Annotated in this window: 22 protein-coding genes; 5 read left to right on the top strand and 17 right to left on the bottom strand. The window is 65.7% G+C overall.

Annotated features, from left to right (window positions below):
- Nucleotides 1-332: 332 nt before the first annotated feature.
- A complete protein-coding gene (locus CQ017_RS13490) occupies nucleotides 333-1,295 on the top strand; it encodes a nitronate monooxygenase family protein (RefSeq protein WP_105554120.1) in 963 nt (320 codons plus the stop codon).
- A gap of 1 nt (nucleotide 1,296) precedes the next feature.
- On the opposite strand, the gene panC is transcribed toward CQ017_RS13490, so the two are convergent.
- The 13 genes from panC to CQ017_RS13430 form a co-directional block, all read right to left on the bottom strand.
- Nucleotides 1,297-2,151, bottom strand: a complete 855-nt coding sequence (gene panC, locus CQ017_RS13485; RefSeq protein WP_105554135.1) for a pantoate--beta-alanine ligase — start codon at nucleotides 2,149-2,151, stop codon at nucleotides 1,297-1,299.
- Between the two features lie 17 nt (nucleotides 2,152-2,168).
- The gene (locus tag CQ017_RS13480) at nucleotides 2,169-3,035 is read right to left on the bottom strand and encodes a Rossmann-like and DUF2520 domain-containing protein (protein WP_105554119.1); all 867 of its coding nucleotides are present in this window, start codon (nucleotides 3,033-3,035) and stop codon (nucleotides 2,169-2,171) included.
- 4 nt (nucleotides 3,036-3,039) lie between these two features.
- Complete coding sequence (locus CQ017_RS13475; RefSeq protein ID WP_181148299.1) at nucleotides 3,040-4,350, bottom strand: PH domain-containing protein; 1,311 nt, start codon at nucleotides 4,348-4,350, stop codon at nucleotides 3,040-3,042.
- Entirely contained in the window at nucleotides 4,347-4,844 is a 498-nt protein-coding gene (locus CQ017_RS13470; protein ID WP_258133641.1) for a PH domain-containing protein, read from the bottom strand. The genes CQ017_RS13475 and CQ017_RS13470 overlap by 4 nt, the downstream gene beginning before the upstream one ends.
- The gene (locus CQ017_RS13465; RefSeq protein ID WP_105554117.1) at nucleotides 4,813-5,274 is read right to left on the bottom strand and encodes a DUF3180 domain-containing protein; all 462 of its coding nucleotides are present in this window, start codon (nucleotides 5,272-5,274) and stop codon (nucleotides 4,813-4,815) included. The genes CQ017_RS13470 and CQ017_RS13465 overlap by 32 nt, the downstream gene beginning before the upstream one ends.
- Nucleotides 5,271-6,104, bottom strand: a complete 834-nt coding sequence (gene folK, locus CQ017_RS18420) for a 2-amino-4-hydroxy-6-hydroxymethyldihydropteridine diphosphokinase (protein ID WP_181148301.1) — start codon at nucleotides 6,102-6,104, stop codon at nucleotides 5,271-5,273. The genes CQ017_RS13465 and folK overlap by 4 nt, the downstream gene beginning before the upstream one ends.
- Complete coding sequence (gene folP / locus CQ017_RS18165) at nucleotides 6,091-6,993, bottom strand: dihydropteroate synthase (RefSeq protein ID WP_181148303.1); 903 nt, start codon at nucleotides 6,991-6,993, stop codon at nucleotides 6,091-6,093. Before folP ends, folK begins: the two co-directional genes overlap by 14 nt.
- Before the next feature lie 5 nt (nucleotides 6,994-6,998).
- Nucleotides 6,999-7,577: a GTP cyclohydrolase I FolE gene (gene folE, locus CQ017_RS13455; RefSeq protein WP_255248300.1), complete on the bottom strand. Its 579-nt coding sequence runs from the start codon at nucleotides 7,575-7,577 to the stop codon at nucleotides 6,999-7,001.
- A 10-nt stretch (nucleotides 7,578-7,587) separates the two neighbouring features.
- Nucleotides 7,588-9,513 (bottom strand): ATP-dependent zinc metalloprotease FtsH, encoded by a 1,926-nt coding sequence (gene ftsH, locus CQ017_RS13450; protein ID WP_105554115.1) that lies wholly within the window; start codon nucleotides 9,511-9,513, stop codon nucleotides 7,588-7,590.
- A gap of 107 nt (nucleotides 9,514-9,620) precedes the next feature.
- Nucleotides 9,621-10,172: a hypoxanthine phosphoribosyltransferase gene (gene hpt / locus CQ017_RS13445; protein WP_105554114.1), complete on the bottom strand. Its 552-nt coding sequence runs from the start codon at nucleotides 10,170-10,172 to the stop codon at nucleotides 9,621-9,623.
- 50 nt (nucleotides 10,173-10,222) lie between these two features.
- A complete protein-coding gene (gene tilS, locus CQ017_RS13440) occupies nucleotides 10,223-11,179 on the bottom strand; it encodes a tRNA lysidine(34) synthetase TilS (protein WP_105554113.1) in 957 nt (318 codons plus the stop codon).
- Nucleotides 11,176-12,099, bottom strand: coding sequence for a zinc-dependent metalloprotease (locus CQ017_RS13435; protein ID WP_105554112.1), 924 nt, complete (start codon nucleotides 12,097-12,099; stop codon nucleotides 11,176-11,178). The genes tilS and CQ017_RS13435 overlap by 4 nt, the downstream gene beginning before the upstream one ends.
- Nucleotides 12,100-12,108: 9 nt before the next feature.
- Complete coding sequence (locus tag CQ017_RS13430) at nucleotides 12,109-13,470, bottom strand: D-alanyl-D-alanine carboxypeptidase/D-alanyl-D-alanine-endopeptidase (protein WP_105554111.1); 1,362 nt, start codon at nucleotides 13,468-13,470, stop codon at nucleotides 12,109-12,111.
- A 98-nt stretch (nucleotides 13,471-13,568) separates the two neighbouring features.
- Between CQ017_RS13430 and CQ017_RS13425 the strand changes: the two genes are divergently transcribed.
- Nucleotides 13,569-14,048, top strand: coding sequence for an inorganic diphosphatase (locus CQ017_RS13425; RefSeq protein ID WP_096282979.1), 480 nt, complete (start codon nucleotides 13,569-13,571; stop codon nucleotides 14,046-14,048).
- 122 nt (nucleotides 14,049-14,170) lie between these two features.
- On the opposite strand, the gene CQ017_RS13420 is transcribed toward CQ017_RS13425, so the two are convergent.
- Nucleotides 14,171-15,583: a PLP-dependent aminotransferase family protein gene (locus CQ017_RS13420; RefSeq protein WP_105554110.1), complete on the bottom strand. Its 1,413-nt coding sequence runs from the start codon at nucleotides 15,581-15,583 to the stop codon at nucleotides 14,171-14,173.
- A 60-nt stretch (nucleotides 15,584-15,643) separates the two neighbouring features.
- Here CQ017_RS13420 and CQ017_RS13415 point away from each other — a divergent pair, with 60 nt between their 5' ends.
- Both CQ017_RS13415 and CQ017_RS13410 read left to right on the top strand, forming a co-directional pair.
- Entirely contained in the window at nucleotides 15,644-16,327 is a 684-nt protein-coding gene (locus tag CQ017_RS13415) for a YitT family protein (RefSeq protein ID WP_105554109.1), read from the top strand.
- Between the two features lie 98 nt (nucleotides 16,328-16,425).
- The gene (locus tag CQ017_RS13410; RefSeq protein WP_105554108.1) at nucleotides 16,426-16,920 is read left to right on the top strand and encodes a GNAT family N-acetyltransferase; all 495 of its coding nucleotides are present in this window, start codon (nucleotides 16,426-16,428) and stop codon (nucleotides 16,918-16,920) included.
- Here CQ017_RS13410 and rmuC read toward each other — a convergent pair.
- From rmuC to CQ017_RS13395, 3 genes are all read right to left on the bottom strand, one after another.
- Entirely contained in the window at nucleotides 16,917-18,146 is a 1,230-nt protein-coding gene (rmuC, locus tag CQ017_RS13405; RefSeq protein WP_105554107.1) for a DNA recombination protein RmuC, read from the bottom strand. The two genes, CQ017_RS13410 and rmuC, sit on opposite strands and share 4 nt — an antisense overlap.
- A gap of 48 nt (nucleotides 18,147-18,194) precedes the next feature.
- Complete coding sequence (locus CQ017_RS13400) at nucleotides 18,195-18,926, bottom strand: hypothetical protein (RefSeq protein WP_146112485.1); 732 nt, start codon at nucleotides 18,924-18,926, stop codon at nucleotides 18,195-18,197.
- 108 nt (nucleotides 18,927-19,034) lie between these two features.
- The gene (locus tag CQ017_RS13395; protein ID WP_105554105.1) at nucleotides 19,035-19,298 is read right to left on the bottom strand and encodes a hypothetical protein; all 264 of its coding nucleotides are present in this window, start codon (nucleotides 19,296-19,298) and stop codon (nucleotides 19,035-19,037) included.
- Nucleotides 19,299-19,307: 9 nt separating this feature from the next.
- Between CQ017_RS13395 and CQ017_RS13390 the strand changes: the two genes are divergently transcribed.
- On the top strand, nucleotides 19,308-23,279 hold the full coding sequence (locus CQ017_RS13390; protein WP_105554104.1) for a Pls/PosA family non-ribosomal peptide synthetase: 3,972 nt from the start codon (nucleotides 19,308-19,310) through the stop codon (nucleotides 23,277-23,279).
- Nucleotides 23,280-23,310: the final 31 nt, after the last annotated feature.

Below are 23,310 nucleotides of genomic sequence, written 5' to 3'. Positions count from 1 at the left end.
TTATATATCCACCAAATTAAAAATAATTCGGTATCAATAAACTTGGCACACTATTGAGTTCTCAAACAACAAACACTCTCGACACCACAACCACCGCAATCGGCGGCTGCTTCGCTCCGGAGCAACTTTACAACTCTAGCATGTTTCGTGAACCGGTCAAAACCAGTCGAAACGCCTTGTGAAAAGCTCTTTGCCGCCGGATGAATTCTACGTGTATTCCACGTTGTTTCCATTCCGGCAACAGAGAAAAACTATACAGAGACTTCGGGTAACTTACAAATCGACGGAGGGGGTTCTGCGTCACATTCAATTTGGTGTCCTAGTCTGGCGTTATGAGCGACCTTCAGACACTCCTTGGATACCGTGAGCCAATCTTTAACGCTTCGATGGCAGGCGCCGCCGGCGGCAAGCTCGCTGCCGCCGTCAGCGCCGCCGGCGGCGTAGGGATGATTGGCTGCCCGGCCACCCCCACCGGCGAATGGATTTCGGAGCAGGCAGCCCATCTGGGCTCAACAGATTCCCCCTGGGGTGTCGGTTTCATGGCGTGGTCTTTGGAAAATGACCTGAGCGCCCTGGAAAGCTTCCTCGACTACGAGCCGTCATTGGTTGTATTGAGTTTCGGCGACCCCACCAGGAGCGCGGCCCTAGCTCACGAAGCGGGAGTGCTCACTGCCATGCAGGTGGGAAACGCCGAAGACCTCGCCCGGGCCATGCAAGATGATATCGATGTTGTCATAGCCCGGGGCGGCGAAGGCGGCGGCCATGGCCGCAACGAAGCGGGAACGCTGCCGCTGGTGCAGCTGGCGACGATGCAGCACGTTAAACCGGTGATCGCCGCCGGCGGCATCGGCACCGCCCGGGCCGTCGCTGCGGTATTGGCCGCCGGCGCAGATGCGGCTTGGGTAGGGACGCGTTTCCTTGCTAGTGCCGAAGCCAGCGGACACGAGAACTTAAAGGCCGCGGTCCTGGCCTCCGGATTAGACGACACCGTATACACCCGCGCATTTGATATCGCACAGCAGCTTCCCTGGGCGGAAGAGTTTGGCGGACGGGCGCTGAGAAACGAATTCAGCCAGCGCTGGGCCGGGGACATTCCCGGGCTGCAGGCCGCTGCCACGGAACAGCTGCGTGAACAGATCCGCACTGCCCGCGCGCAAGCACTGGTCTCGATGGCCCCGGTTTATGCCGGTGAAGCGGTCCAATTCGTTCAAGCAGAGGAAAGCGCCGCGCAGATCATGGCCGAGTTGGGACAATTCCGCGAAATTCTCGAGCGGACCGCACGACGCTTCGACTGACTTAAATTGGCTGGTTATCGATCAAGCGCACATTACCGACCTTGGCCGCCACCAGCACGAGGCCCTGCCCGGTAAAGGGAGTGTCCTGGCAATTGAAGGCGAGCTCCTGGAGGGTATTAGGGTCTACCACCACGAAATAGTCGAGCTCGACTAGTGGTTCCATCTGGAACAGGCCCAGCGCGTCGTCAATATTCAGCGGTTCGTGACGGGCAGCACGCCCGGAAATCAGTTCGATCGCACGGTGCAGCACCAGCGCGGCCCGCAGTTCTTCGGCGTTGAGCAGCGCATTGCGGCTGGACAGCGCCAGCCCTTCGGGGCTCCTTACGATCGGCACCGAGCGCAGCTGCACCGGGTAGTCCAAATCTGCGACCATCCGCCGAATGAGCGCCAACTGCTGAGCGTCCTTCTGCCCGAAATAAGCGCGGTATTCGCCCTGCCGCGGATCTGCCAGGTGAAGCAGCTTGGCCACCACCGCCAGCATCCCGTCGAAATGCCCCGGGCGGGAGGCCCCCTCGTACAATTCGCCTAGCACCCCGCTGTTCAGCCGGATCAACGGCATCCCCGCGTGGTAGATTTCCTCGGCGCGCGGCGCGAAGACGATATCGACCCCGGCCTGCGCGGCCAATTGCACATCGGCATCTAGGTCACGCGGGTAATTGGCATAGTCCTGTGCATCATTGAATTGCAGCTCATTGACGAAGACCGAACTGACCACCAACTCGTTTTCGGTACGCGCCTTGGCAAAAAGTCGCGCGTGCCCCTCATGCAATGCCCCCATGGTGGGAACAAAGCCCAGAGTTTGCGGGTTGGCCTGAGCGATCGCTGTCTTCAGCTCATCGCGGGTTTGAACAATCATCGGGGTCTTCACGCCCTCTATTCTAGAACCTGCAGCAGTTCTTGAAGTGTTCCCGGCGAGATCCGCCCGAGTGCCGCCGCACGTTGCGCGGTAGCCCGCGAGAGGCTGCGGTAACTGTCCACGGTCTCGGTTTGGTCCTTGGCCATCGCGGCCAGATGCGCCCTGACGGTTCCCACGTCGCCCCGGGCTACCGGCCCGGTCAAGGCTCCGGCTCCCGAACGCAAGGCGTTGTCCAGGCTTGCGCCCATCAACGCACGCAGCGTAGCCGCCGGATCTTGCACCCCGATCCGGCGTAGCATATCGGCCGACTGCGCGGTAATGGTGTTCAGATGATTTGCCGCATGGGCCAGCGCCGCGTGATAGCTCACGCGGTCTGCCTCGGCGATTACCACCGGCTCTCCGCGCATCTCCACCACGAGCGCCTGAGCCACGGGGAGCATGATTTCATCCGCGGTGACGGCGAAAACGCAGTCGGTAAGCCGTTGCAGATCCAAGCTCATCCCGGTAAAGGTCATTGCCGGGTGGATGGCCAGCGGGAAGGCTCCGGCGGCTCGCGCGGGCTCCAGGATCCCGGTGCCGTACCGTCCGGCGGTGTGGGCAACCAGCTGGCCTGTCACAAAGTGCCCAGCGGCGGCCAAGCCCTGGACCAGTTCGCCGAGCACATCATCTGGGACCGCGAAGAGCACCAGCTCGCTGCGCCGCAGGATTTCGGCCGGATCCAGGATCTCCACGCCGGGCAGCAACACCTCGGCACGGTCCCGCGACGCTTCGGAGACCGCATGCACGCCGGTGATCCGGTGCCCGGCGGCCGCCAATGCGGCTCCGAGGACCGCTCCGACCTTGCCGGCGGAGATGATTCCAATGCCTAAGCGTGGTGCCTCCATGGATCTACCTCTCAACCTGTCGCCGCGCTTGCGCCGCAAAAAATTCTGTCGCTACCTGCTCATCGAGCTGATGCATGTAGCCCATGATCGAGCCACCGGCGCTGTACAGGCGGATCCCCGCCAACTCCCGGCGACGCTCCCAGGGGCCCTGCTGCAGCACCATCCCCTGGATCCGCCTATGCGGCACGAAGGCCGCGCTGCGCGAAAGCCAACCGAAGCGGGTGATCACGCAACTGCCGGTGCTCAAAAACGCCTGATGCTTCCAGGCCCCCGGAGACAACGCCTTGGCACGAGCCGGTGAGCTGGTGAAACCGTGGTCGGTTCCGCTGGTGATGGCGGTATGCAGCACCGCGCGCTGGTTCTCGACCCCCAACTCGGGCAGCAAGATCCCCATCACCTGGGTGACCGCTTCGAAGTCCCCGACGGGCAGCACCAGCAGATTCGACATTTCTTCTTCACCGACACCGAGCGCGTTGACCTCCACCCGGTACCAGCCGAGCAGCCGCCAAAAGGCCGGCGAACTGATCTGGATCGACTGCACCCGGCCGGCCGGCAACGACTGCTGCTTGGTATCGGCCAGCCCGTGGCTGATCCGCAGGCCGGTATCCGTGGCGCTCGCACTGAAGTTCCATGAGTTGTTCAGTTCCTTGTAGAACCAGCCGCCGAAGCCGAGCAGCATCGGCACCAGGCCGGCAACCAGCACGCCAACCCCCGAGAGGCTCAGGATGCCCAGAACCAACGCCAAGAGCACGCCAACCACCGTGGGAAGCCGCAGGAACATGGAGGCGAGCAGGCGTCCGGCTGGCACCTTGGCCATCAGCGGAACCGGCTGCGCGGCTTCTTCCTGCACCGGGATCTCGCCTTGGGCCAGCGCCAGGATCTCGGCACGCAGCTGGTGGGCGTGCGCCTTGCGCAGGAAGGACAGGCGCATGACCGAGGCCGAACCGTCGGCCACATCGAAGCGCAGTTCGGCCAAGCCGAGCAGCCGGGCCACCAGGGGCTGGGCGATGTCGATGCCCTGCACCCGGTCGATGCGCGCCTGCTTTTGGCTGCGGAAGACCATTCCGGCGTTCACATAAACGTGGGTTTCGCTGATCCGGTAGCGGGTGAAATACCAGGACAGCGCGTAGAAGATGAGCACCAGCGCCAGCGCCGCCGAGCCGATGCCCACGGTCCAGGCCAGCCGGCTGCCGGTGAAACGTTCCGCCCAGGAAATGTCATCGGTATTCTGCCAGTACACCCAGGCCAAACCGACGATGGCCAGCCAGCCGTGCACAAAGGGGCTGGCCGGGTGGACCCGCTGCCATTCGTTCACAGCAGGTTCGCCTCGCCGGCCGCGACCAAGCGTTCGCGCAATGCCTGCCCGGTGTCTTCGCGCAGCCCGGGGATGACCGCGGTGGCCGACCCGGCGGCGGTGTTCAGCGTCAGCTTGCACAACCCATAGCGGCGTTCCAGCGGCCCGCTGGTGACCTCGACATATTGCATGCGCCCGTAGGGGATGACAAGTTGCTTGCGCCAGAGCACCCCGGAACGCACCAGCAGGTCTTCTTCGCGTTCCCGGTAGCCCAGCGCCCGCACCTGGCGGCGCAGCATGCGCAGGATCGGCAAGGCCAGGCCGAGGACCAGCACCGGCGGGAGGATGACCAACCACCAGGGCACGGGGAGGCCGAACAGGCGCAGGATCAACGGCAGCAGCGCCACCAGCAGGTAGCTGCCGGTCTGGATCAGCCAGGTGGCCAGCTTGACCTTAAAATAGTCGGGGTCCACCGCGGTGAAGTTATTCGGTGACGATTCCATCGGTATTTTCATCGGTGTCCTCGGGCGGTAGTTTGCAAAGGTGCTGGACAAGGTAGCCGATGACCACCATCAGGATCCCGGCGCCGGTGAGGACCATCGCGCGGGTGAGCGTGGGGCTCGAGCCGGAGGCGAACAGCAAGGTCAGCAGCGGGGCCAGATGCCAGCCGGTAATCAGTGCGCCGGCGTAGGCGGCCGCCTGCGCGAGCACAAGCGTGCGCGCGGCGGCGATCGGGTCGATATGGCCGCGGCCCAGGGTTGAACGCTTGACCCGGATACCGAGGAAGAGGACCACCGCGCACACCGCGCCCAGGGAGAACAACGCGGCGTAGTCGAGCACCGGGGAGAACCTGCCGGCGGCCGTGAGCAGGCGCAAGGCAACCCAACCGGTCACGCCGCCAAGCAGCGTGCACCAGATGAGCGTGCGCAGCTTGAGCCGGTTCATAGCCTGATGATGTCCGCGGTGTCCGCCGCTTCGGCCGCCAGCCGGGATACCAGCTGTCCGTTGAGCACCGCGTCGGCATCCATCCAGCTCCACGGGGCGAGCACGAACCCGCGGGTGTGGGCGCGCGGATGCGGCAGGGTCAGCAGTTCCTCGTCCAGGCGCAGCTGGTCGAAGGTGATCAGATCCAGGTCCAGCGTGCGCGCCTCCCAGCGCACCTCGCGGGTGCGCTCGTGGTTGGCCTCGATGCTTTGGCACAGCTCAAGCAGCTCGTATGGACCCAGCGTGGTGCGCACCTCGATGACCTGGTTGGTGTAATCGGGCTGCTCCGGCGGGCCGCCCACCGGCTTGGTCAGCGCTACCGGGGAGGTCCGCAGCACCTCGAGGTGCTCGCGCAGTTCCGCGATGGCCGAGCGCAGCGTCGCGGCGCTGTCCCCGAGGTTGGCGCCCAGCGCGATAATCGCGGTATGTACGCTCTGCTGCCGGGTCAGCGAGATGCTCACATCGGAAAAAGGCACCGGAATCGGAGCCTGCGGCTTGTGCACCACCACCTCCACGGTGGCCACCGAGCGCCAGGCGGCGAGGATCGCCTCGGCGATCTGCGCACCGAGCTTTTCGATCAGGTCCCAGGGTCCGGCCTGGATCTGCGCGACCACCAGCTGGCTGACGGCCCCGTAGTCCACGGTGTCCGCCACGTCATCGCTCAGCGCGGCCCGGGTGATGTCCACATGCAGCACCACGTCGATGCGGAATTCCTGGCCTTCGCGCTTCTCGTGGTCGAAGACCCCGTGATAGCCGGTGGCGGAAATTCCCTGGATGCTAATGCGATCCATAGGCCTGCACGACTTCCAACGCGTCGCGGCTGGCCGCCACATCGTGCACGCGCACCGCCCAGGCGTTGTCCCGGGCGGCGAGCACGGTGGTCGCGGCGGTCGCCACGTCCCGGCCCAGCGGTTCGCGCGGGTCCTTGCCGTCGGCCAGCAGTTCGCCGAGGAAACGCTTGCGGCTGGTGCCGACCAGCACCGGGTGGCCCAGCGCCGCGAAGGCCGCCAGGTTGGCCAGCAGCGCCCAGTTGTGCTCGGCATTTTTCGCGAAGCCCAGGCCCGGGTCGAGGATCAGCTGTTCGGGCTTCACGCCCTTGGCCAGGAACTCGTCGCGCAGGGTGCGCAGCTCGGCGAGCACCTCGGCCACCGGGTCCCCGTAGTTCGCCTCGTGCACCATATTCGCGGCGGTGCCGCGGCGGTGCATCAGCACGTAGGGGACCCCGGTTTCGGCGATCAGTTCCGCCATGCCCTGCTCATAGGTCAGCCCGGAGACATCGTTGACCAGCTGCGCCCCGGCGGCGATGGCCGCGCGGGCGGTGGACACGTGCATGGTGTCCACGGAGATTACCGCGCCGGCCTTGGCCAGCGCCTCGATCACCGGGATGATGCGCGCCTGCTCCAGGGCGGGATCCACGTCCTTGGCTCCGGGACGGGTGGATTCCCCGCCCACGTCGATGATGTCGGCTCCGGCGTAGAGCAGCTTCAGCCCGTGGTCCAGCGCCTTGTCGGTGCCCAGGAACTCGCCGCCGTCGGAGAAGGAGTCCTCGGTGACGTTCAGGATCCCCATCACCAGGGTGCGCCCGGTTGGCAGGTCCGCGAAGCTCTTCCGCTTCGACTTGCGGATCACGGTCAGCGGACTGGTGGCCGGGCCGGTGCCCGGGATGGCTCCAAGTGACATAATTGCTACCTTCCGAGGATCAGGCTCATGGCTTCGGCACGGGTTGCGGTCTCGCGCAGCTGTCCGCGCACCGCACTGGTGACGGTCTTCGCGCCGGGCTTGCGCACCCCGCGCATCGACATGCACATGTGCTCGCATTCGATCACGACGATCGCGCCGGTGGGTTCGAGGTGTTCGACGAGCGCATCGACGATCTGGGTGGTCAAGCGCTCTTGCACCTGCGGGCGGCGGGCGAAGACCTCGACCAGGCGCGCCAGCTTGCTCAGACCGGTGACCTTGCCGCCGCGGCCCGGAATGTAGCCGATATGCGCGGTGCCGTAGAACGGGACCAGGTGGTGTTCGCAGGTGGAATAGAACGGGATGTCCTTGACCAGCACCAGTTCGTCATGTTCGATGTCGAAAGTGGTGGACAGGTGTTCGGCGGCATCCTGATGCAAACCGGCGAAGAATTCGGCGTAGGCCTTGGCTACCCGCTTCGGGGTGTCCAGCAGGCCATCGCGGTCCGGATCTTCGCCGATCGCTTCGAGGATTTCGCGGACCGCCGCGGCAATGCGCGGCTGGTCGATCTCATTGACTTCAATCACGACTTCGATCCTAGTCGGTCGAACGCGCCGCGCGCTCCTTGGGGCTTAATACCGGGCCTTGTTCGTGGACCGGACGCTCGTCGTTGCTCAGCCACACGTCGCGCTTGTCGCGCTTGACCAGATCGACGAAGAGCTCGGCGATTTCCTTCTGGTTCAGCGTTTCGTGCTCCAGCAGGGCCAGCGCGAGGCGGTCCAGCACGTGGCGGTTGGCGGTCAGCGCCCAGTAGGCGTCGTCATGCGCCTGCTCGATGAGCGTGCGCACCTCCTCGTCGACCAGGTGGGCCATCTCATCGGAGTAGTCCCGGCTCCCGGTGCCCATGCCCTGCGCGGCGGCCGAGGAGGCCAGGCGCACCGCGCCGATCTTCTCGCTCATGCCGTATTCGGTGACCATCTTGCGTGCGGTGTCGGTGGCCTTCTCGATGTCGTTGGACGCGCCGGTGGAGGGATCGTGGAAGACGATCTCCTCGGCCACGCGGCCGCCCATGGCGTAGGCCATCTGGTCCAGCAGTTCGTTGCGGGTGATCGAGTACTTATCGGACTCCGGGACCACCATGGTGTAGCCCAGGGCGCGGCCGCGGGGCAGGATGGTGATCTTGGTGACCGGTGCGGTCTGGTTCATCGCCGCGGCCACCAGCGCGTGGCCGCCTTCGTGGTAGGCGGTGACCTTGCGCTCGTGCTCGTCCATCAGCCGGGTGCGCTTCTGCGGCCCGGCCATCACCCGGTCGATCGCTTCGTCCAGCGCGCGGTCATCGATCAGGTTTGCGTTCGAGCGGGCGGTGAGCAGCGCGGCCTCGTTGAGCACGTTGGCCAAATCCGCGCCGGTGTAGCCCGGGGTCTTCTTCGCCACCGCGTTCAGATCCACCGTGGCGTCCATCGGCTTGCCGGCCACGTGGACCTTCAGAATCTGTTCGCGGCCCTTCAGATCCGGTGCCTCCACCGGGATCTGCCGGTCGAAGCGTCCCGGGCGCAGCAGCGCCGGGTCCAGCACGTCCGGACGGTTGGTCGCGGCGATCAGGATGACGTTGGTGGAGGCGTCGAAGCCGTCCATCTCGACCAGCAGCTGGTTCAGCGTCTGCTCGCGTTCGTCGTTGCCGCCGCCGATGCCGGCGCCGCGGTGCCGGCCCACGGCGTCGATCTCATCAACGAAGATGATCGCCGGGGAATTGGTCTTGGCCTGTTCGAACAGGTCGCGCACGCGCGAGGCACCCACGCCGACGAACATCTCGACGAAGTCGGAACCCGAGATCGAGTAGAACGGGACCGCCGCCTCGCCGGCCACGGCCTTGGCCAGCAGCGTCTTGCCGGTGCCCGGAGGGCCGTAGAGCAGCACGCCCTTGGGAATCTTCGCGCCCACGGCCTGGAATTTGGCGGGCTCCTGCAGGAACTCCTTGATTTCGTGCAGTTCCTCCACCGCCTCTTCGGCGCCGGCCACGTCCACGAAGGTCACCTGCGGCATATCCTTGGTGATCAGTTTCGCCTTGGACTTGCCGAACTGCATCACCTTCGAACCGCCACCCTGGCTGCGCGCCAGGATGAACCAGAAGATGCCTGCGATCAGGATGAAGGGGATAATGATGCCGAGCATCGAGAGCAGCCAGTTGTTTTCCACCGGCTGATCGGTGAACTTGCTCAGCTGCGCGTCGTTCATCGCGTCGACCACCTGGTCGGCGCGGGGTACGGAGTAGTAGAAGGAAATCTTCTTTCCCTTGTCCACTCCGTCGACGTTCAGCGCGTCGCGCAGGGTCAGGTCTACTCGTTGATCTCCGTCGAAGATCTTCGCTTCGGTGGCGTTACCGCTGGTGAGTTGGTTCAGGCCCACGGAGGTATCCACTTGTGCCGAACCGTTGCCGAATACCATCGGCAGGAACAACACCATCGCGGTCACACCGACCAGGACCCAAATGATCCAGCTGTTAAAAATCTTCTTAGTTTTCATCGACCCGAAAGGTCCCGTACCTTTCGCATCCCCCTCACGCGTTCTGCCGGCGTCCGGGCAACGCCACCTTCGATTCAGTTCAACGCCTAAGCGGCGTTAAAAGTTCCCTACTCGTAGATGTGCGGAGCCAAGGTGCCCACGCAGTCCAGGTTGCGGTACTTTTCCGCGTAATCCAAGCCGTAGCCGACAACAAATTCGTTGGGAATGTCCATGCCGACGTATTTCACGTCGATTTCCACCTTCGCCGCTTCCGGCTTGCGCAGCAGGGTGCAGATTTCCACCGAGGCCGGGCCGCGGGATTCCAGGTTTGCCTTCAACCAGGACAGGGTCAGGCCCGAGTCGATGATGTCTTCGACGATGAGCACATGCTTGCCCATCAAATCGGTGTCCAGGTCCTTGAGAATACGCACCACGCCGGAAGACTGGGTTCCGGAACCGTAGGAGGAGACCGCCATCCAGTCCATGGACAGGTGGGACTTCAGCGCGCGGACCAGATCCGCCATGACCATCACCGCACCCTTGAGCACGCCGACAACGAGGATGTCGCGTCCCTCGTAATCCTTGTCGATCTGTGCGGCCAGGTCATCGATGCGAGCCTGGATTTCTTCCTTGGTATACAGTACGTGCGCGAGATCGGCCTTGACTGTGTTCGAATCCACGAGGGTTCTCCTGATTCTCAGAGGTGGGGTACTCAACTAGAGTGCCACATTTAGTTTAGTGTTGTTGAGCTTGTGGTCGTGAAAACTATCACCGAGGAGCGCCGCAGCGCGCTGATCTTGCCTTCGAGCTGCACCGGACCGGCCGAACGGGACTTGCTCGCCCCCACCCCGGCCAGCGCGCACAGGGCCGCCGTGCGCTCGCTGCCCAGATTCAGCGCCCCGGCGTCGGCGGCGGCCAGACGCAGCACCCTGGAGGCGATGGCCTCGGGAAAAGTGGCAAGAATCCGCAAGTCCACCCCGGCGGCGCTGCGTGCCTGCGCCCAGGCTCGGCCGGCCCAGGAGTCCAGCGCGTCTGCGTCCGCCGCCGCCAGCGCCGCGGTGCGGGCCAGCGCCTCGGTCAGGTGCCCGCCGAGCTGCGCACGCAAAAACGGGAGCACCTCGTGGCGGATGTGGTTGCGTCGGTAGGCGGTGTCCGCATTGCTCGGGTCTTCCCAGTACTCGACGCCGGCCCGCGCGCAGATGTGCTCGGTGTCTTGGCGGGTCAGCTCCAGCAGCGGGCGGGCGTAGGGGCCGCGCGAGACGGGTATTCCGGCCAAGGACCTGGTGCCCGAACCGCGCAGGATCCCCAGCAGCACCTGTTCGGCCTGATCGTCTTTGGTGTGCGCGAGCAGCAGGCGTTGCGCCCCGGTCTGCTCCATGGCCTGCTCGAAGGCCGCATATCGGGCGGCCCGGGCGGAGGCCTCGTCCCCGGCGGTGTGCACCGTCTTGAGCAGCACCTCCTCCAGGCCCAGCGCCTGGCATTGCGCGGCGGCGCGCGCCGCCACCGCGGCGCTGCCCGCTTGCAGGCCATGGTCCACGATCACCACGGCGAAGCGGATCCGCTCGCGCAGCTGGCTGGCGGCAACGGCCAGCGCCAGGGAATCGGCCCCGCCCGAAACGCCGAGCAGCGCGAATTCTCCGGCCTGCGCCGCCACCGCGTTGCGGGCCAGGTCGATCGGCCGGCTCATCGGGTGCGGGCCAGCCAGCGTGCGGGGTTGTCGAGTTCCGCGGAGCTGGGGAACAGTTCCCGGTCGGTGAAGATCTCGTTGAAGCCGGCATAGCCGATCTCGTCCACCAGGTGGCGCACGAACTTCGCGCCGCGCTCGTACTGGCGGGCCTTGGCGTCCATGCCCAGCAGCTTGCCGATCCAGCTGGCCCAGGGCGAACGGTTCTTGCCGCGGGCGGTGAAGCGGTTGCGGATGGTCTTGATCGTGCGGATCGAGCTGACATCGTTCATCACGACCATTGCGTGGCCTTCGAGCACCGACATGATGCTGGTCAGCTCGCCGACCTCGCTGCGCATGGTTTCGATCCGCGCCCCGATGTCGTTCATCGAGTTGGTCTTCCCGCCCAGCGGCTCGAAGACCTCGGCCAGGGTCTGCTTCATCACCCCAGGGATCCATGGCGCATGTTCGAACTGCAGCCGGTGGGTCTGCTCGTGGGTGGCGATCCACAGGTAGAAGTCCCGCGCGTTCAGGTTCAGCTCGCCGCGGATCTGGGTGATCGTCGGGGCGTTGAGCAGCAGCCGGGGGCCGGCGAACGGGTCGAATTGCCCCAGCACCCGGGGGCCGAGCACCGAAAGCACCGCACCGAGTTCCGCCCCGGCGATCAGCGGCAGGGCGGTGGGGGTTTTGGGCAGCTCGGGAAGCATTGCGGCGAAGTTCTGGCTGACCGCCTTGGCCCATCCGGCGCGGTCCACCACGAGGGTTTCGGAGGGTGCGGTGGAGGTCAGCTGCGAGATCCGTTCGGCCTCGGTGAGCCCCTGCCCGCCGGCGATGCGCAGTTCTTCCACGATCCGCGCCGCCTGTTTGCCGCTCAGCGCCGGCCCGGCGGGCATCAGCGTTTTTGCGGTGCTTACGGCGAGATCCCAATCGATGAACTGGCTCATGTAATTCTCCTACCGGCACCCACAGCCGCGCAGGGCGGTGACTGCCTGGTCGATGGTTGGTTTATGTGGTGCCAGCGCCCCGTTGGGCTGTGCGGCAAAGATGCTGAAAGCGATCAGCCGCCCGTCTTCGGTCAGCGTCATCCCGGTCAGCGTGGCCACCCCGGTCAGCGAGCCGGTTTTCGCCCGCACCAGCCCGAGGGTAGCGGCCGCATCGAGCCGGTTCATCAGGGTGCCGTTGTATCCGGCGACGGGCAGCGAGTAGACCAGTTCGCGCAGTTCGGGTTTTCCGCTAGTGGCCGCGGCGCGCAGCAGCGTGGTCAAAGCGGCCGGTGAAATTTGGTTGGCTGCGGCCAGCCCGCTGGTATCCACCAAGGATATGCCGGTGGCGCCATATGTTTGTGCAACCTGCTGCACGGCCAATCCGGCCTGCTTCGGGTCCAGGCCCTGGCGCACCGCTACCAGCCGGCCCATGGCTTCGGTCAGGTAGTTGTCCGAGACCAGCAGCATGTGCTTGATCTGCACGCGCAGCGGGGCGGAGAGCACCTCGGTGAGCTGTTCCCCGCCCTCGTAGGCGCCGCGTCCGCCCGTGCTGACCTTCACCTGCTTGCCCAGCTCGGCGGCGAAAACCTTGCGCACCTGCTGGGCGGCGTCTGACTGATAGGCCGAGCGGGTGCTTTCGGCGGCGCGTCCGGCGTAGTGCGCGATCGGGTATACCGCGCCGATGTTATTCGAGGTGAACAACGACTTATCCCAGGCCGGGTTCGTCTGCGCATCGCCGAAGAGCGAATCGTCGAGCCAGAGCTCCACCTCGCCGATGCCGCGATCCTCCAGCGCCTTCGCGGTCTGCGCCGCGAGAGTGGCCAGGCCCGCGTAGCCCTTGGGGTGCGCGGGGTCGGACTCGCCGTCGCCCAGCAGCACATCCCCGCCGCCGCGCAATACCAGGGTGTTACCGTCTAGCCACACGCTGGTGGACAGTTGGTGCTCCCCGCCGAGGGTATCCAGCGCGGCCAGCGCGGTGGCCACCTTCAGGCTTGAGGCCGGAGTTCCGGGAGTTTGCGCATTCTTGTCGTAGAGCACCTTGCCGCTGGCCACGTCGACCACCTGGGCATTGAAGGAGGTCTGATCCCCCTTGGTGCCCAGGATCGCATCCAGTTGCGCGGCGAGCACCGCGCTATCGGGCAGGGGAGCTTCGGGATCCAGATCCTTGACGGTGACCGGCGCGGCGTCCGGAGCGGTTGCGCTGGCACGGACGTAGTGCGCCTGCGGTTCACCGGTGAAGCTGCGCGGCGCGCTGAACATCGCCACGGCCATGCCCACCACTGCCAACAGCGCCACCGCAAGCGTCAGCACGCGTCTTACGGCAGTGTTCATGTGAGCATGTTCCTCTCGCGGGTTTAGCTACTTATGCCCCCGGGGGCGATACGCTTATTAGCGGATATCCCTAAGACTAGTTTAGGAGTGTGCTTTTTATGAGCCACGACGTGACCATCGAGATCCCAACCGGATCACGCGTCAAGTACGAAATCGACCACGAGACCCATCGCTTGCGCCTGGATCGAGTGCTCTTCACCTCCATGCAGTACCCGACCCACTACGGCTACTTCGACGACACCCTGGGCGAAGACGGCGATCCATTGGACGCCATGGTTTACATCCCGGGTGTCGATTTGATCCCGGGCGTCATCGTCGAGTCCCGCCCCATCGGCGTTTTCAACATGACCGACGATGGCGGTGGCGACGCGAAGCTGCTGTGCGTGCCGACCGACAAGCGCTTCGACCACATCAAGGAACTCGAAGACATCGATCAGTGGCTGATCAAGGAAATCGAGCACTTCTTCACCCGCTACAAGGACCTGGAACCGGGCAAGTGGGTCAAGGCCGAGGGCTGGGAGGGCCGCGCGGCCGCCGAGGCCGAACTGGCTCGCTCCATCGAGCGCTTCAAGGCCTAGTTCTCCACCGGTGTTGCCGCTTCGGCGGCAATGGGGTCCGATTCATCGCTTCCAAGCGGTGGCCGGGCCCCATTTCCGCTTAAGCCGGCAAGTGCCCGGGCTTCCGCGCCGCGCAACGCACCTCAGGCCACCGTCTTCCAGGCTTCGACCAACTGCGGCACAGCCCGAGCCAGGCTTTCGCCATCGAGGGCGTAGGGCACGCGCAGCCAGTGGTCCAGGCCGTGGTCCTGAACGGCGAAGGTGGCCCCGGGACTCAGCAGCAATCCCGCCTTCCGGGCCTGCGCCGCCAGGGCCGCGGACCTGGGCGCCGGGAGATTGCACCACAGCGACATTCCGCCGCCGGGTTTCTGGATCTTCCACTCGGGCAGTTCGGCTCCCAAGGATCCGTGGAGCCAGTCACGGCTGGCGCGCAGGCTGGCGCGCGTCGGCTCGTCTAGGCCCGCCCGTTCGGTGATGAGCATGCTCAGCACCAGCTGCTCCAGCACCGGTGCGCCGAGGTCGATGGTGGCCCGGACCTGGTTGATGGCCCCCACCAGCGCTCGCGGCGCCCTGATCCAGCCCAGCCGCAGGCCGCCCCAGTAGGTTTTGCTGGCGCTGCCCACGGTAATCAGGTTCTCGCCGAACTTCGCCATCGGAAATACCGGCGGCCGCTCGTCCAGCCACAGCTCGGCGTTCGTCTCGTCGATGATCCCCTGGACGCCATGGCGGGCCAACGCCCGGGCCCAGCGCTCGCGTCCCTCATTCTCCAGCAGGGTACCGGTCGGGTTGTGGAAGTCCGGCAGGCACAGCATGGCGCCGATCCCGCCGCGGGCCAGAGCGGCTTCGATGCCCGCCACGTCGCTGCCCTCGGGTCCGATGGGCATCGCGAGCATGCGCGCTCCGTGCTGCCGCAGGGAGTTCACGGAGTTCGGGTAGCTGGGGCTTTCGGCCAGCACCCGGGCTGAACGGGCCAGCACCGCCCGGGCCGCGGTGGCCACCCCCGACAGCGCGCCGGCGGTCACGATGATCTGCTCGGGGCCGGTGGGCAGGCCGCGGCGGGCGTAGTCCTCGGCGATCACCTCGCGCAGCAACGGAAGGCCCAGCGGGTAGTAGCCCATCCCGCCGATGTAGCCGGGCAGCTGATCGAGGGCGCGTTGGTAGTAGCTGGCCAGGCCCAACGGAGCAGTAGGCGCCCCGCAGGTGAGGTCGATTCCACCGGGCGGAAGCGTTTCCTGCACGCCCACCGCCAACGGCTCGGCGCCTCCCCCGATCTCCCCGCCGGGAATCCGGATCCTGGTCCCCGAGCCCTGCCGGGCCTCGGCGAAGCCGCGTTCGCGGAGCTCCTGATAGGCGCGCGTGATTGTGGTGCGACTCATTCCGAGCTCGGCCACCAGCTCGCGCTCGCTGGGCAGCATGGTTCCATGGAGCACCCGGCCGTTGACCACCAGTTGCCGGATTCCCTCCGAGAGCCAGCTGTAGGCCGCTTGCTCGCCCGCCCGCTGTCCGAGCATCCCGCTCAATCGCCGGGCGGGCAGATGGCGTTGGTTCACTGTCATAGGTCCAGTGTGCACTAATTGGCACTTTTTTTGAATGCCATTTGCCGAGATGATTGATTCATGGCAACTTTCAGCTCCCCCAAATTGGCCCGCCTGACACCCCTGGCGCAGCTTCGCGCCGGGCGGCTTCCGCGGCGCCTCATCCAGCTCTTCGTGGGCCTGACCCTTTTTGGCCTGGCCATGGCGGGCTTTGTCCGTTCGGGACTGGGCCTGGCCCCATGGGATGTGCTCCATTACGGCGTGACCCTGCACACCGGCCTCAGCCTGGGCACAGTGGTGATCCTCTTCGGCTTCCTCGTGCTGCTGCTCTGGATCCCGCTGCGCCAGATGCCCGGCCTGGGCACCATCGCCAACGTCATCTGGATCGGAGTGGCCGCCGACATCGGACTGGCCGTGATTCCGCAGGCAGATTCCCTCCCCACGCAGCTGGCCCTGTTCGCCGGCTCCCTGCTGGTGAACGGGTTCGGCGGCGGGCTCTATATCGGCAGCCAGCTTGGCCCGGGGCCGCGCGACGGACTGATGACCGGGCTGCATGCGCGCACCGGAGTCAGCCTGCGCCTGGCGCGCACCGGAGTCGAAGTCAGCGTGCTGGCCATCGGCTGGCTGCTGGGCGGCATCGTCGGCTTCGGAACCGTTTTGTATGCGGTGGCCATCGGACCGGTCACCCAGCTCTTCCTGCGCTTCTGCATCGTCGAGCTGCGCGCGGAGCACCCCGCCGAGGAAGCGCCCACGCCCGCCGCTTAGCGGGAGGTGACCGGAGTTTCGCTGCATACTTGGGATTGTGAATCGCCTACCCTGGATCGGCGCGGCGGTTCGGCCCCTGATTTCTTGAAAGGTTACCCATGCTCGCCACGCTCGACCTGCCCACGCCGCTGAACTCCGAGGTGCTGCTGCGCCGCGCCGAACCGGCCGACCTTCCGGCAATGCGCCAGCTCTTGGCCGACGATGCGCTTGGCGCCGCGCGCGAAGCGACGGCCGATTCCGCGGGCTATGCGCAGGCCCTGGAGCGGCTGCTGGCCGATCCGGGCAACGATCTGGTGCTCGGCGAACGCGCCGGCGAGGTGATCGCGATGCTGCAGTTGACTTCCATCCCCGGGATCTCCCGGGGCGGATCCGTCAGGCTGAACGTGGAGGCGGTCCGCGTGCGCTCCGATTCCCGCTCGACGGGCCTGGGCTCGGCGATGCTGCGCTGGGTGATCGACGCGGCGGCGCCGGCCTGCGCCGCCGGGCTGGTCCAGCTCACCTCGGATGCCTCGCGGGCAGAGGCGCACCGCTTCTACGAGCGGCTGGGCTTCACCGCCTCGCATCTCGGATTCAAGCTGCGGCTGGACCGCTAGCGCCCGAGCGCCTGCTCCAAAACCGGCTCTTCGGGCAGGCTTTGGACATCCTTCAACCTGCGTTCCACCGCCCGGGTTCGGGTTCCGGCTTCCTTGACCGTGTTCTGCGCGGTGCTCAACTGCTTCTCCAGCTTGTCCCATACGTCCCCGTACTTGCGGAACTCCGCCTTCGCCGCGGACAGCACCTGCCAGACCTCGCTGCTGCGCTTTTCGATGGCCAGGGTCCGGAAGCCCATCTGCAGCGAATTGAGCAGGCTCATCAGCGTCGTCGGGCCGGTGACCAGCACCCGGTGTTCGGTTTGCAGCCGGCTGGCAAGTCCCGGGCGGCGCACCACCTCGGCGAAGAGCCCCTCGGTGGGCAGGTACATGATCGCGAAGTCAGTGCTGTGCGGCGGTTCGATGTACTTCTCGGCGATCTTCTTCGCCTGGATGGTGATGGCCCTATCCAGCGCCTTGCTCGCCGCATCGAGCTGCAGCTTGTCGCCCGATTCCTGGGCGTCCAAAAGCCGCTCGTAGTCTTCCTGCGGCAGCTTCGAGTCGATCGGCAGATACACCGGCTTCTCCTCACGCCCGGGCATGATCACCGCGAACTCGACGCTGTCGCGGCTCTCGGGCCGAATCACCACGTTCTGCGCATACTGCTCCGTGGTGAGCAGGTCTTCCAATTGGCGCGAGAGCTGCACCTCACCCCAGGTGCCGCGGCTCTTCACATTCGTCAGCACGCGCTTGAGCCCGCCGACGTCCGCGGCCAGATTCTGCATTTCGCCCAGCCCCTTTTGCACCTGCTCCAAGCGCTGGCTGACAAGCTCAAAGGATTCACCGAGCCGCTTCTCCAAGGTCCCTTGCAGCTTCTCGTCGACCGTCTCGCGCATCTTCTCGAGCTTCGACTCGTTGCCCACGCGCAAGCGCTCTAGTTCTTCGCGCAGCGCACTGTGCAGCTGGCGGTGCATGTGCTGGTTCGATTCGTTCAACGCGGTGATCTTCGCGTCCACGGTGGCGCGGATCGTTTCCAGCCGCTGCTCGCTGTCCCGGCGCACCTCGTGCAGCGAATCGCGCAGTTCGGCGCGTTGCGCACCCAGGTCCTGGCGCAGCTCGCCATGGGTTGCGCGCACCGCCGCGGCAATCTGCGCCTGGTCGTTCGAACCGGTCCGCCGCACGATCAGCAAGAGCGCGCCGACAACGAGCAGGATATTGAGTAGCACAAGCACCAACAGCACAATAGTCATAGCTCAAGAGCTATCAGCACCATCGGACATAATAGGCCGCAACCGGCCTCAGCGCTGGCTTTCAAGAGCTTTGAATAATTCGGATTCCACGCCCATGATGATTCGATCTCCCGGGTGCGTATCGCGTAGAAATTTCTCCACCGTAGCCAGATCCGTGGAGATGCAACCCCAGGTTTCGCGCAGTCCCGCATGGAGGAATATCGCGAAGCTCCGCCCGTGCACCGGCCGAGCGTCGGGCGCTCGGTTGTAGTTGACAACGGCTGCCTGCTGGTAGTCCCCGGCCTGCATATATCGCCAGAGCGGTTCGTCGGGAAACTCGCCCGCTCCCTCAAAATAGCTGTTAAAGCGCCGCCCCTCGCGCCCACTCCAATAGGAATCCTCGGTGAGCTCACGGTAGCCAAGGCTCGTTCCCGGATTGCTTCGACCAAACGCTTCGGTGACGCTATAGGACCCGGTTGGTGTCTGCAGCGAATTGACATACACGGGACCGGGTCTGGCAAAACCGGCGCTGCCGGCAAAGCCCCGGGCATTCCACTGCTGCGTGTAACCATCGCGGCCGAGCAGACAATTGGTGATGGTTACCTCGGTTTGTCCATAGGCCGGCGCCAGCACGAAGGTGACGCGCTGGCTCAGTTCAAGTTCCGGCTTCAACCGGTGGATCGATGCGCAGGGCCCGCTTTGGGCCGGCGACCGGTCCGGCAAATCGCGGTGAGGAGCCCCGGCTGCCAGCGCAAGCATGCCGACCAGCAGGGCACCCATCAACCGTTGTTGTAGCTTCATGCAATGATCTTCGCAGAACCAGGGGCCATGCTGTGCACGTAGCGGCCGCTGTCGAATTTGGAGGAACTTCTCAGCTCTGCTGGCCACCAAAAGGAAATATTCATCTCACTAGTACGGATGACCTAGGGTGAATGCCTGCTGATCGAAATTATTCGAATGCTCAGCCGCTCCGAAGCCCGCCGCGAGCGCGCCGAGTTGACGCACGCGGCAAATAATTTCAATGATTTTATTTAGTGGCTCACGCCAGTGGAGGCTCCTGACCATGGGAATGGGCAGGAAGAGTTCCACGCGGCGCGAGTTGGCTTCGCAGAGTTTAACCACCGGCGAAGCGCGATTGCTGGGGAGCAATCGCCCGGAGCCATTCCGGTTCACAACATAACAATGATCCTTGGGGGAAAATTGATCGATTGGGACTATTCCGCGCGCTCCGGCGCCTCGTCGGACGTTATTCCGGCAGCACACAAATTTGACTCCTCGGCAGTCGAGAATCCGGCGGACAGCGAAACAGCACTCTTTGCGAGCACCGCACCGGCTCCCGCGCGGACCCTGGTCGATATCATCACCACGACCATGGAGGTCTACCCTTCGGCGCTGGCCCTCGACGACGGAACCTGTGCGCTGAGCTACGCCCAGTTGCGTGTTGAAACCGAAGAATTAGCCAAACGACTGTGGGCCATGGACATCGGCGCCGGGGACCGCGTCGGGGTGCGGGTGCCTTCGGGTTCCAAGAATCTCTACGTCGCCATTTTGGGCACCCTCTTCGCCGGGGCGGCCTACGTCCCGGTGGACGCCGACGAGCCCGAGGATCGCGCCACCACGGTGTGGGAGGAAGCCGGAGTCTGCGTGGTCATCGGCGAGAACCTGGCCATCACCCACCGCGCGGGAGTGCGCACGCAAGGCAATAGCCCGTTTCCCACCCCGGTCGATGACGCGTGGATCATCTTCACCTCCGGTTCCACCGGAAAGCCCAAGGGCGTGGCCATCACCCACCGATCGGCGGCCGCCTGGGCCGATGCGGAGGCCGAGATGTTCCTCCAGGATGCCCCGCTGACCCGCGGGGACCGGGTGCTGGCCGGACTTTCTGTGGCCTTTGACGCCTCCTGCGAGGAAATGTGGCTCGCCTGGCGCCACGGGGCCTGCCTGGTTCCGGCGCCGCGGGACATCGTGCGCTCCGGCGCCGACCTCGGCGACTGGCTCGGCGAGCGCAAGGTCACCGTGGTCTCCACCGTTCCCACGCTCGCAGCCCTGTGGCCGGCGGAAACCCTGGAGAATATCCGCCTGCTGATTTTCGGCGGCGAAGCGCTCCCGCCGGAGCTGGTCGAGCGCCTGGCCGGTCCGACCCGCGAGGTTTGGAACACCTACGGGCCGACCGAAGCCACGGTGATCGCCTGCGGAGCGCCCGTGGCTGGCGGTGGTCCGGTCAGCATCGGCTTGCCGCTGCGCGGCTGGGACCTGGCCGTGGTTGACGCCGAAGGCTTTCCGGTGCCCTGGGGCTCGGAGGGTGAGCTGATCATCGGCGGCGTGGGCCTGGGACGCTACCTCGACCCGCAGAAGGACGCGCAGAAGTTTGCCCCGATGCCGACCCTGGGCTGGGAGCGGGCCTACCGTAGCGGGGATATGGTCCGCGCCGAGCGCGACGGGCTGCTTTTTGTGGGCCGCGCCGACGAGCAGGTCAAGCTCGGCGGGCGCCGCGTGGAACTCGGCGAGATCGACGAGGCGTTGGCGGCGCTGCCCGGCGTGGCCCAAGCGGCCGCGGCGGTGCAGTCCACCCCGAGCGGAAATAAGGTGCTGGCCGGCTATCTGGTTCCCGACGCCGGCGCCGCCCTCGACCTGGCGGCCTGCCGATCCCGGCTCGCCGAATTCCTGCCCGCCCAGCTGGTCCCCGCGCTGGGGCAGGTCGCCGAGCTGCCGCTGAAAACCTCCGGCAAGGTGGACCGCAAGGGGTTGCCCTGGCCGCTCCATGGCGCCACGGAAGAACCGATTGGGCATCGGCTCACCGGCACCGAAGGCTGGGTTGCCGAGATCTGGACCGAGCTGCTCGGCCCGGTGGCTTTGGATGCGGACAGCGACTTCTTCGCCGCAGGCGGCGCCAGCGTGGCGGCGGCCCAACTGGTTGGCGTGCTGCGCACCCGCCACCGGCAGGCGTCCATCGCCGATATCTATAACCGGCCCACCCTCGGCGCGCTGGCGGCACATCTGGATGCCCAGGGAACCACCGAGGCAACGGTCCGCGAACAGCGGCCAACCGGATGGTGGATCGGGTTGGTGCAGGCACCAGTCATCGGTGCCCTGTACTCGATCATCGGTTTGCGCTACGTCACCGGCATGGCATTGGTGTGCTGGATCCTGTTCAACTTCATGGATGCCAGCTGGGTTCCCAACCCGCCGCTGATCCCGCTCCTGGCGGCCTGGGTGGTGCTCTACACCTTGCCCTTCCGGGTGCTGCTGGTCGTGGTTTCGGCCCGCCTGCTGCTCGCCGGGGTGCACGCCGGTGCATACCGGCGCGGCGGCGGCGTGCATCTGCGCCTTTGGGCGGTGGAGCGCATCGTGACCTTCGCAAAAGTCGAAGCGCTGATGGGCACGCCGCTGGCACCGTGGTACGCCCGCGCCCTGGGCAATAAGATCGGCAAGAATGTGCACCTCGACGCCATGCCTCCCGTCACCGGGCTGGCCCGCATCGGCTCGGACACGGCCATCGAATACGAGGTTGACCTCGCCGGGCATTGGCTCGACGGGGACACTCTGCGCATCGGGCAGATCGACATCGGCCAGCGGGTGCGCATCGGCACCCGTTCAACTATTAACCCCGGCGCGCGGATCGGCAACGGGGCGGAGATCGAGGGCGGCAGCAGCGTGGACGGAACGGTTGGGCCCAATGAGCTCGTCTCGGGCTCCCCGCTGGAATATGCAGGCGTCGCAGGCGATAGCTGGCCGCAGGCCGAGCCCCGCGCACCGCGCCACGGCTTCCGCGTCGGCCTCGGCGGGCTCTACGCGCTGGGCCTGGGCTATCTGGCCCTGCTCCCGATGCTCTCGGTGCTGCCCGGCGGGCTGCTCCTGTTCTCGCTGATCGATGGCGGCTCCGCGCTGGGCGAAGTGCTCTGGCAGCTGGCCGCTTGGGCACCGGTGTTCATCGTGCTGATGGTGCTCAGCTTCGCCGGCCTCACCGCGCTCAGCGTCCGGCTGCTGGCCCGCTTGCTGACTCCCGGCTTCCACAGCGCCCACGGCCTCACCGCCTGGGCCTGCTGGCTGAGCAACCTGCTGCTGGCCAAGTCGCTGATGTCCCTGTACCCGATCTACGCAAGCATCATCACCCCGCTGTGGCTGCGGATGCTCGGCGCCAAGGTCGGGGCGCACACCGAAATCTCCACCCTGGAAACCATCCCGCACCTGACCACGCTGGGCGACCGCTGCTTCATGGCCGATCACTCGTTGGCCTCCCATCGGCGAGTTCGCGGCCAGTGGCTGCAGCTGGGGCAGGCAACGGTCGGGGCGAAGTCCTTTGTGGGCAACTCGGCCATCGTCGGGCCGGACACCGTGGTGCCGGCCGATTCGCTGATCGCCGTGCTCTCGTCGGCTCCGCAGGACATGCCGGTCGCGTCAAACTGGTTTGGCCGCCCGGCCATGGAACTGCCCCGCCCGATAGACAACGCCGAATCCGCGCTGACCTACAATCCATCGCGAGGGCTGATGGCCGCCCGCGCCCTGGTCGAGCTTTGCCGCATCTTGCCGATGCTCATCACCAGCTGGCTGGCGCTGGGCACCGTCTGGATACTCTCGGAGATCTTCGACCGGTCCGGGCTGGCACTCACCTTGCTGCTGTCCGGTCCGGTGCTGCTGGGCTCGGCGAGCATCGCCGCATTGACCGCACTCATCGCCAAGTGGGCGCTGGTCGGCCGTTTCCGGGCCGAGGAACATCCGCTGTGGACCTCGTTCATCTGGCGCAACGAGCTGGCAGACGTATTCAGCGAGTCGCTGGCCGTGGCGGGAGTGGTGCGCATGAGCCTGGGCACCCCGATGCTCAATTTATGGTTTCGCCTGCTCGGCGCGCGCATTGGCCGCCGAGTCTGGTGCGAAACCTGGTGGCTGCCGGAGCAGGACCTGATCAGCATCGGCGACGGAGCAAGCATCAACCGCGGCACCGTGCTGCAGACCCATCTCTTCCATGACCGCATTATGCGCCTGGAGGAGGTGCACCTCGGCGCGCAGGCAACATTGGCACCGAACGGGGTGATCCTGCCCGGTAGCCGGATTGGCGATGCGGCGGCAATCGGCCCCTGCTCGCTGGTGATGCGCTCGGAACAGGTTCCCGCCAACGGGCGTTGGCGCGGCAACCCGATCCGCAGCTGGTCCTGAACCGCTTCCCCACATCGAATTTGGAGAGTTA

The organism is Arthrobacter sp. MYb224, assembly GCF_002975455.1.
Taxonomy (GTDB): Bacteria; Actinomycetota; Actinomycetes; order Actinomycetales; family Micrococcaceae; genus Glutamicibacter.
This window is presented reverse-complemented; position numbering and strand designations above follow the sequence as displayed.

Bases quoted from the DNA above. Each gene is read 5' to 3' on its own strand.
- CQ017_RS13490 (WP_105554120.1), top strand. From the start codon at position 333: ATGAGCGACCTTCAGACACTCCTTGGATACCGTGAGCCAATCTTTAAC.
- panC (WP_105554135.1), bottom strand. From the start codon at position 2,151: ATGATTGTTCAAACCCGCGATGAGCTGAAGACAGCGATCGCTCAGGCC.
- CQ017_RS13480 (WP_105554119.1), bottom strand. From the start codon at position 3,035: ATGGAGGCACCACGCTTAGGCATTGGAATCATCTCCGCCGGCAAGGTC.
- CQ017_RS13470 (WP_258133641.1), bottom strand. From the start codon at position 4,844: ATGAAAATACCGATGGAATCGTCACCGAATAACTTCACCGCGGTGGAC.
- CQ017_RS13465 (WP_105554117.1), bottom strand. From the start codon at position 5,274: ATGAACCGGCTCAAGCTGCGCACGCTCATCTGGTGCACGCTGCTTGGC.
- folK (WP_181148301.1), bottom strand. From the start codon at position 6,104: ATGGATCGCATTAGCATCCAGGGAATTTCCGCCACCGGCTATCACGGG.
- folP (WP_181148303.1), bottom strand. From the start codon at position 6,993: ATGTCACTTGGAGCCATCCCGGGCACCGGCCCGGCCACCAGTCCGCTG.
- ftsH (WP_105554115.1), bottom strand. From the start codon at position 9,513: ATGAAAACTAAGAAGATTTTTAACAGCTGGATCATTTGGGTCCTGGTC.
- tilS (WP_105554113.1), bottom strand. From the start codon at position 11,179: ATGAGCCGGCCGATCGACCTGGCCCGCAACGCGGTGGCGGCGCAGGCC.
- CQ017_RS13435 (WP_105554112.1), bottom strand. From the start codon at position 12,099: ATGAGCCAGTTCATCGATTGGGATCTCGCCGTAAGCACCGCAAAAACG.
- CQ017_RS13430 (WP_105554111.1), bottom strand. From the start codon at position 13,470: ATGAACACTGCCGTAAGACGCGTGCTGACGCTTGCGGTGGCGCTGTTG.
- CQ017_RS13425 (WP_096282979.1), top strand. From the start codon at position 13,569: ATGAGCCACGACGTGACCATCGAGATCCCAACCGGATCACGCGTCAAG.
- CQ017_RS13420 (WP_105554110.1), bottom strand. From the start codon at position 15,583: ATGACAGTGAACCAACGCCATCTGCCCGCCCGGCGATTGAGCGGGATG.
- CQ017_RS13415 (WP_105554109.1), top strand. From the start codon at position 15,644: ATGGCAACTTTCAGCTCCCCCAAATTGGCCCGCCTGACACCCCTGGCG.
- CQ017_RS13410 (WP_105554108.1), top strand. From the start codon at position 16,426: ATGCTCGCCACGCTCGACCTGCCCACGCCGCTGAACTCCGAGGTGCTG.
- rmuC (WP_105554107.1), bottom strand. From the start codon at position 18,146: ATGACTATTGTGCTGTTGGTGCTTGTGCTACTCAATATCCTGCTCGTT.
- CQ017_RS13400 (WP_146112485.1), bottom strand. From the start codon at position 18,926: ATGAAGCTACAACAACGGTTGATGGGTGCCCTGCTGGTCGGCATGCTT.
- CQ017_RS13390 (WP_105554104.1), top strand. From the start codon at position 19,308: ATGATCCTTGGGGGAAAATTGATCGATTGGGACTATTCCGCGCGCTCC.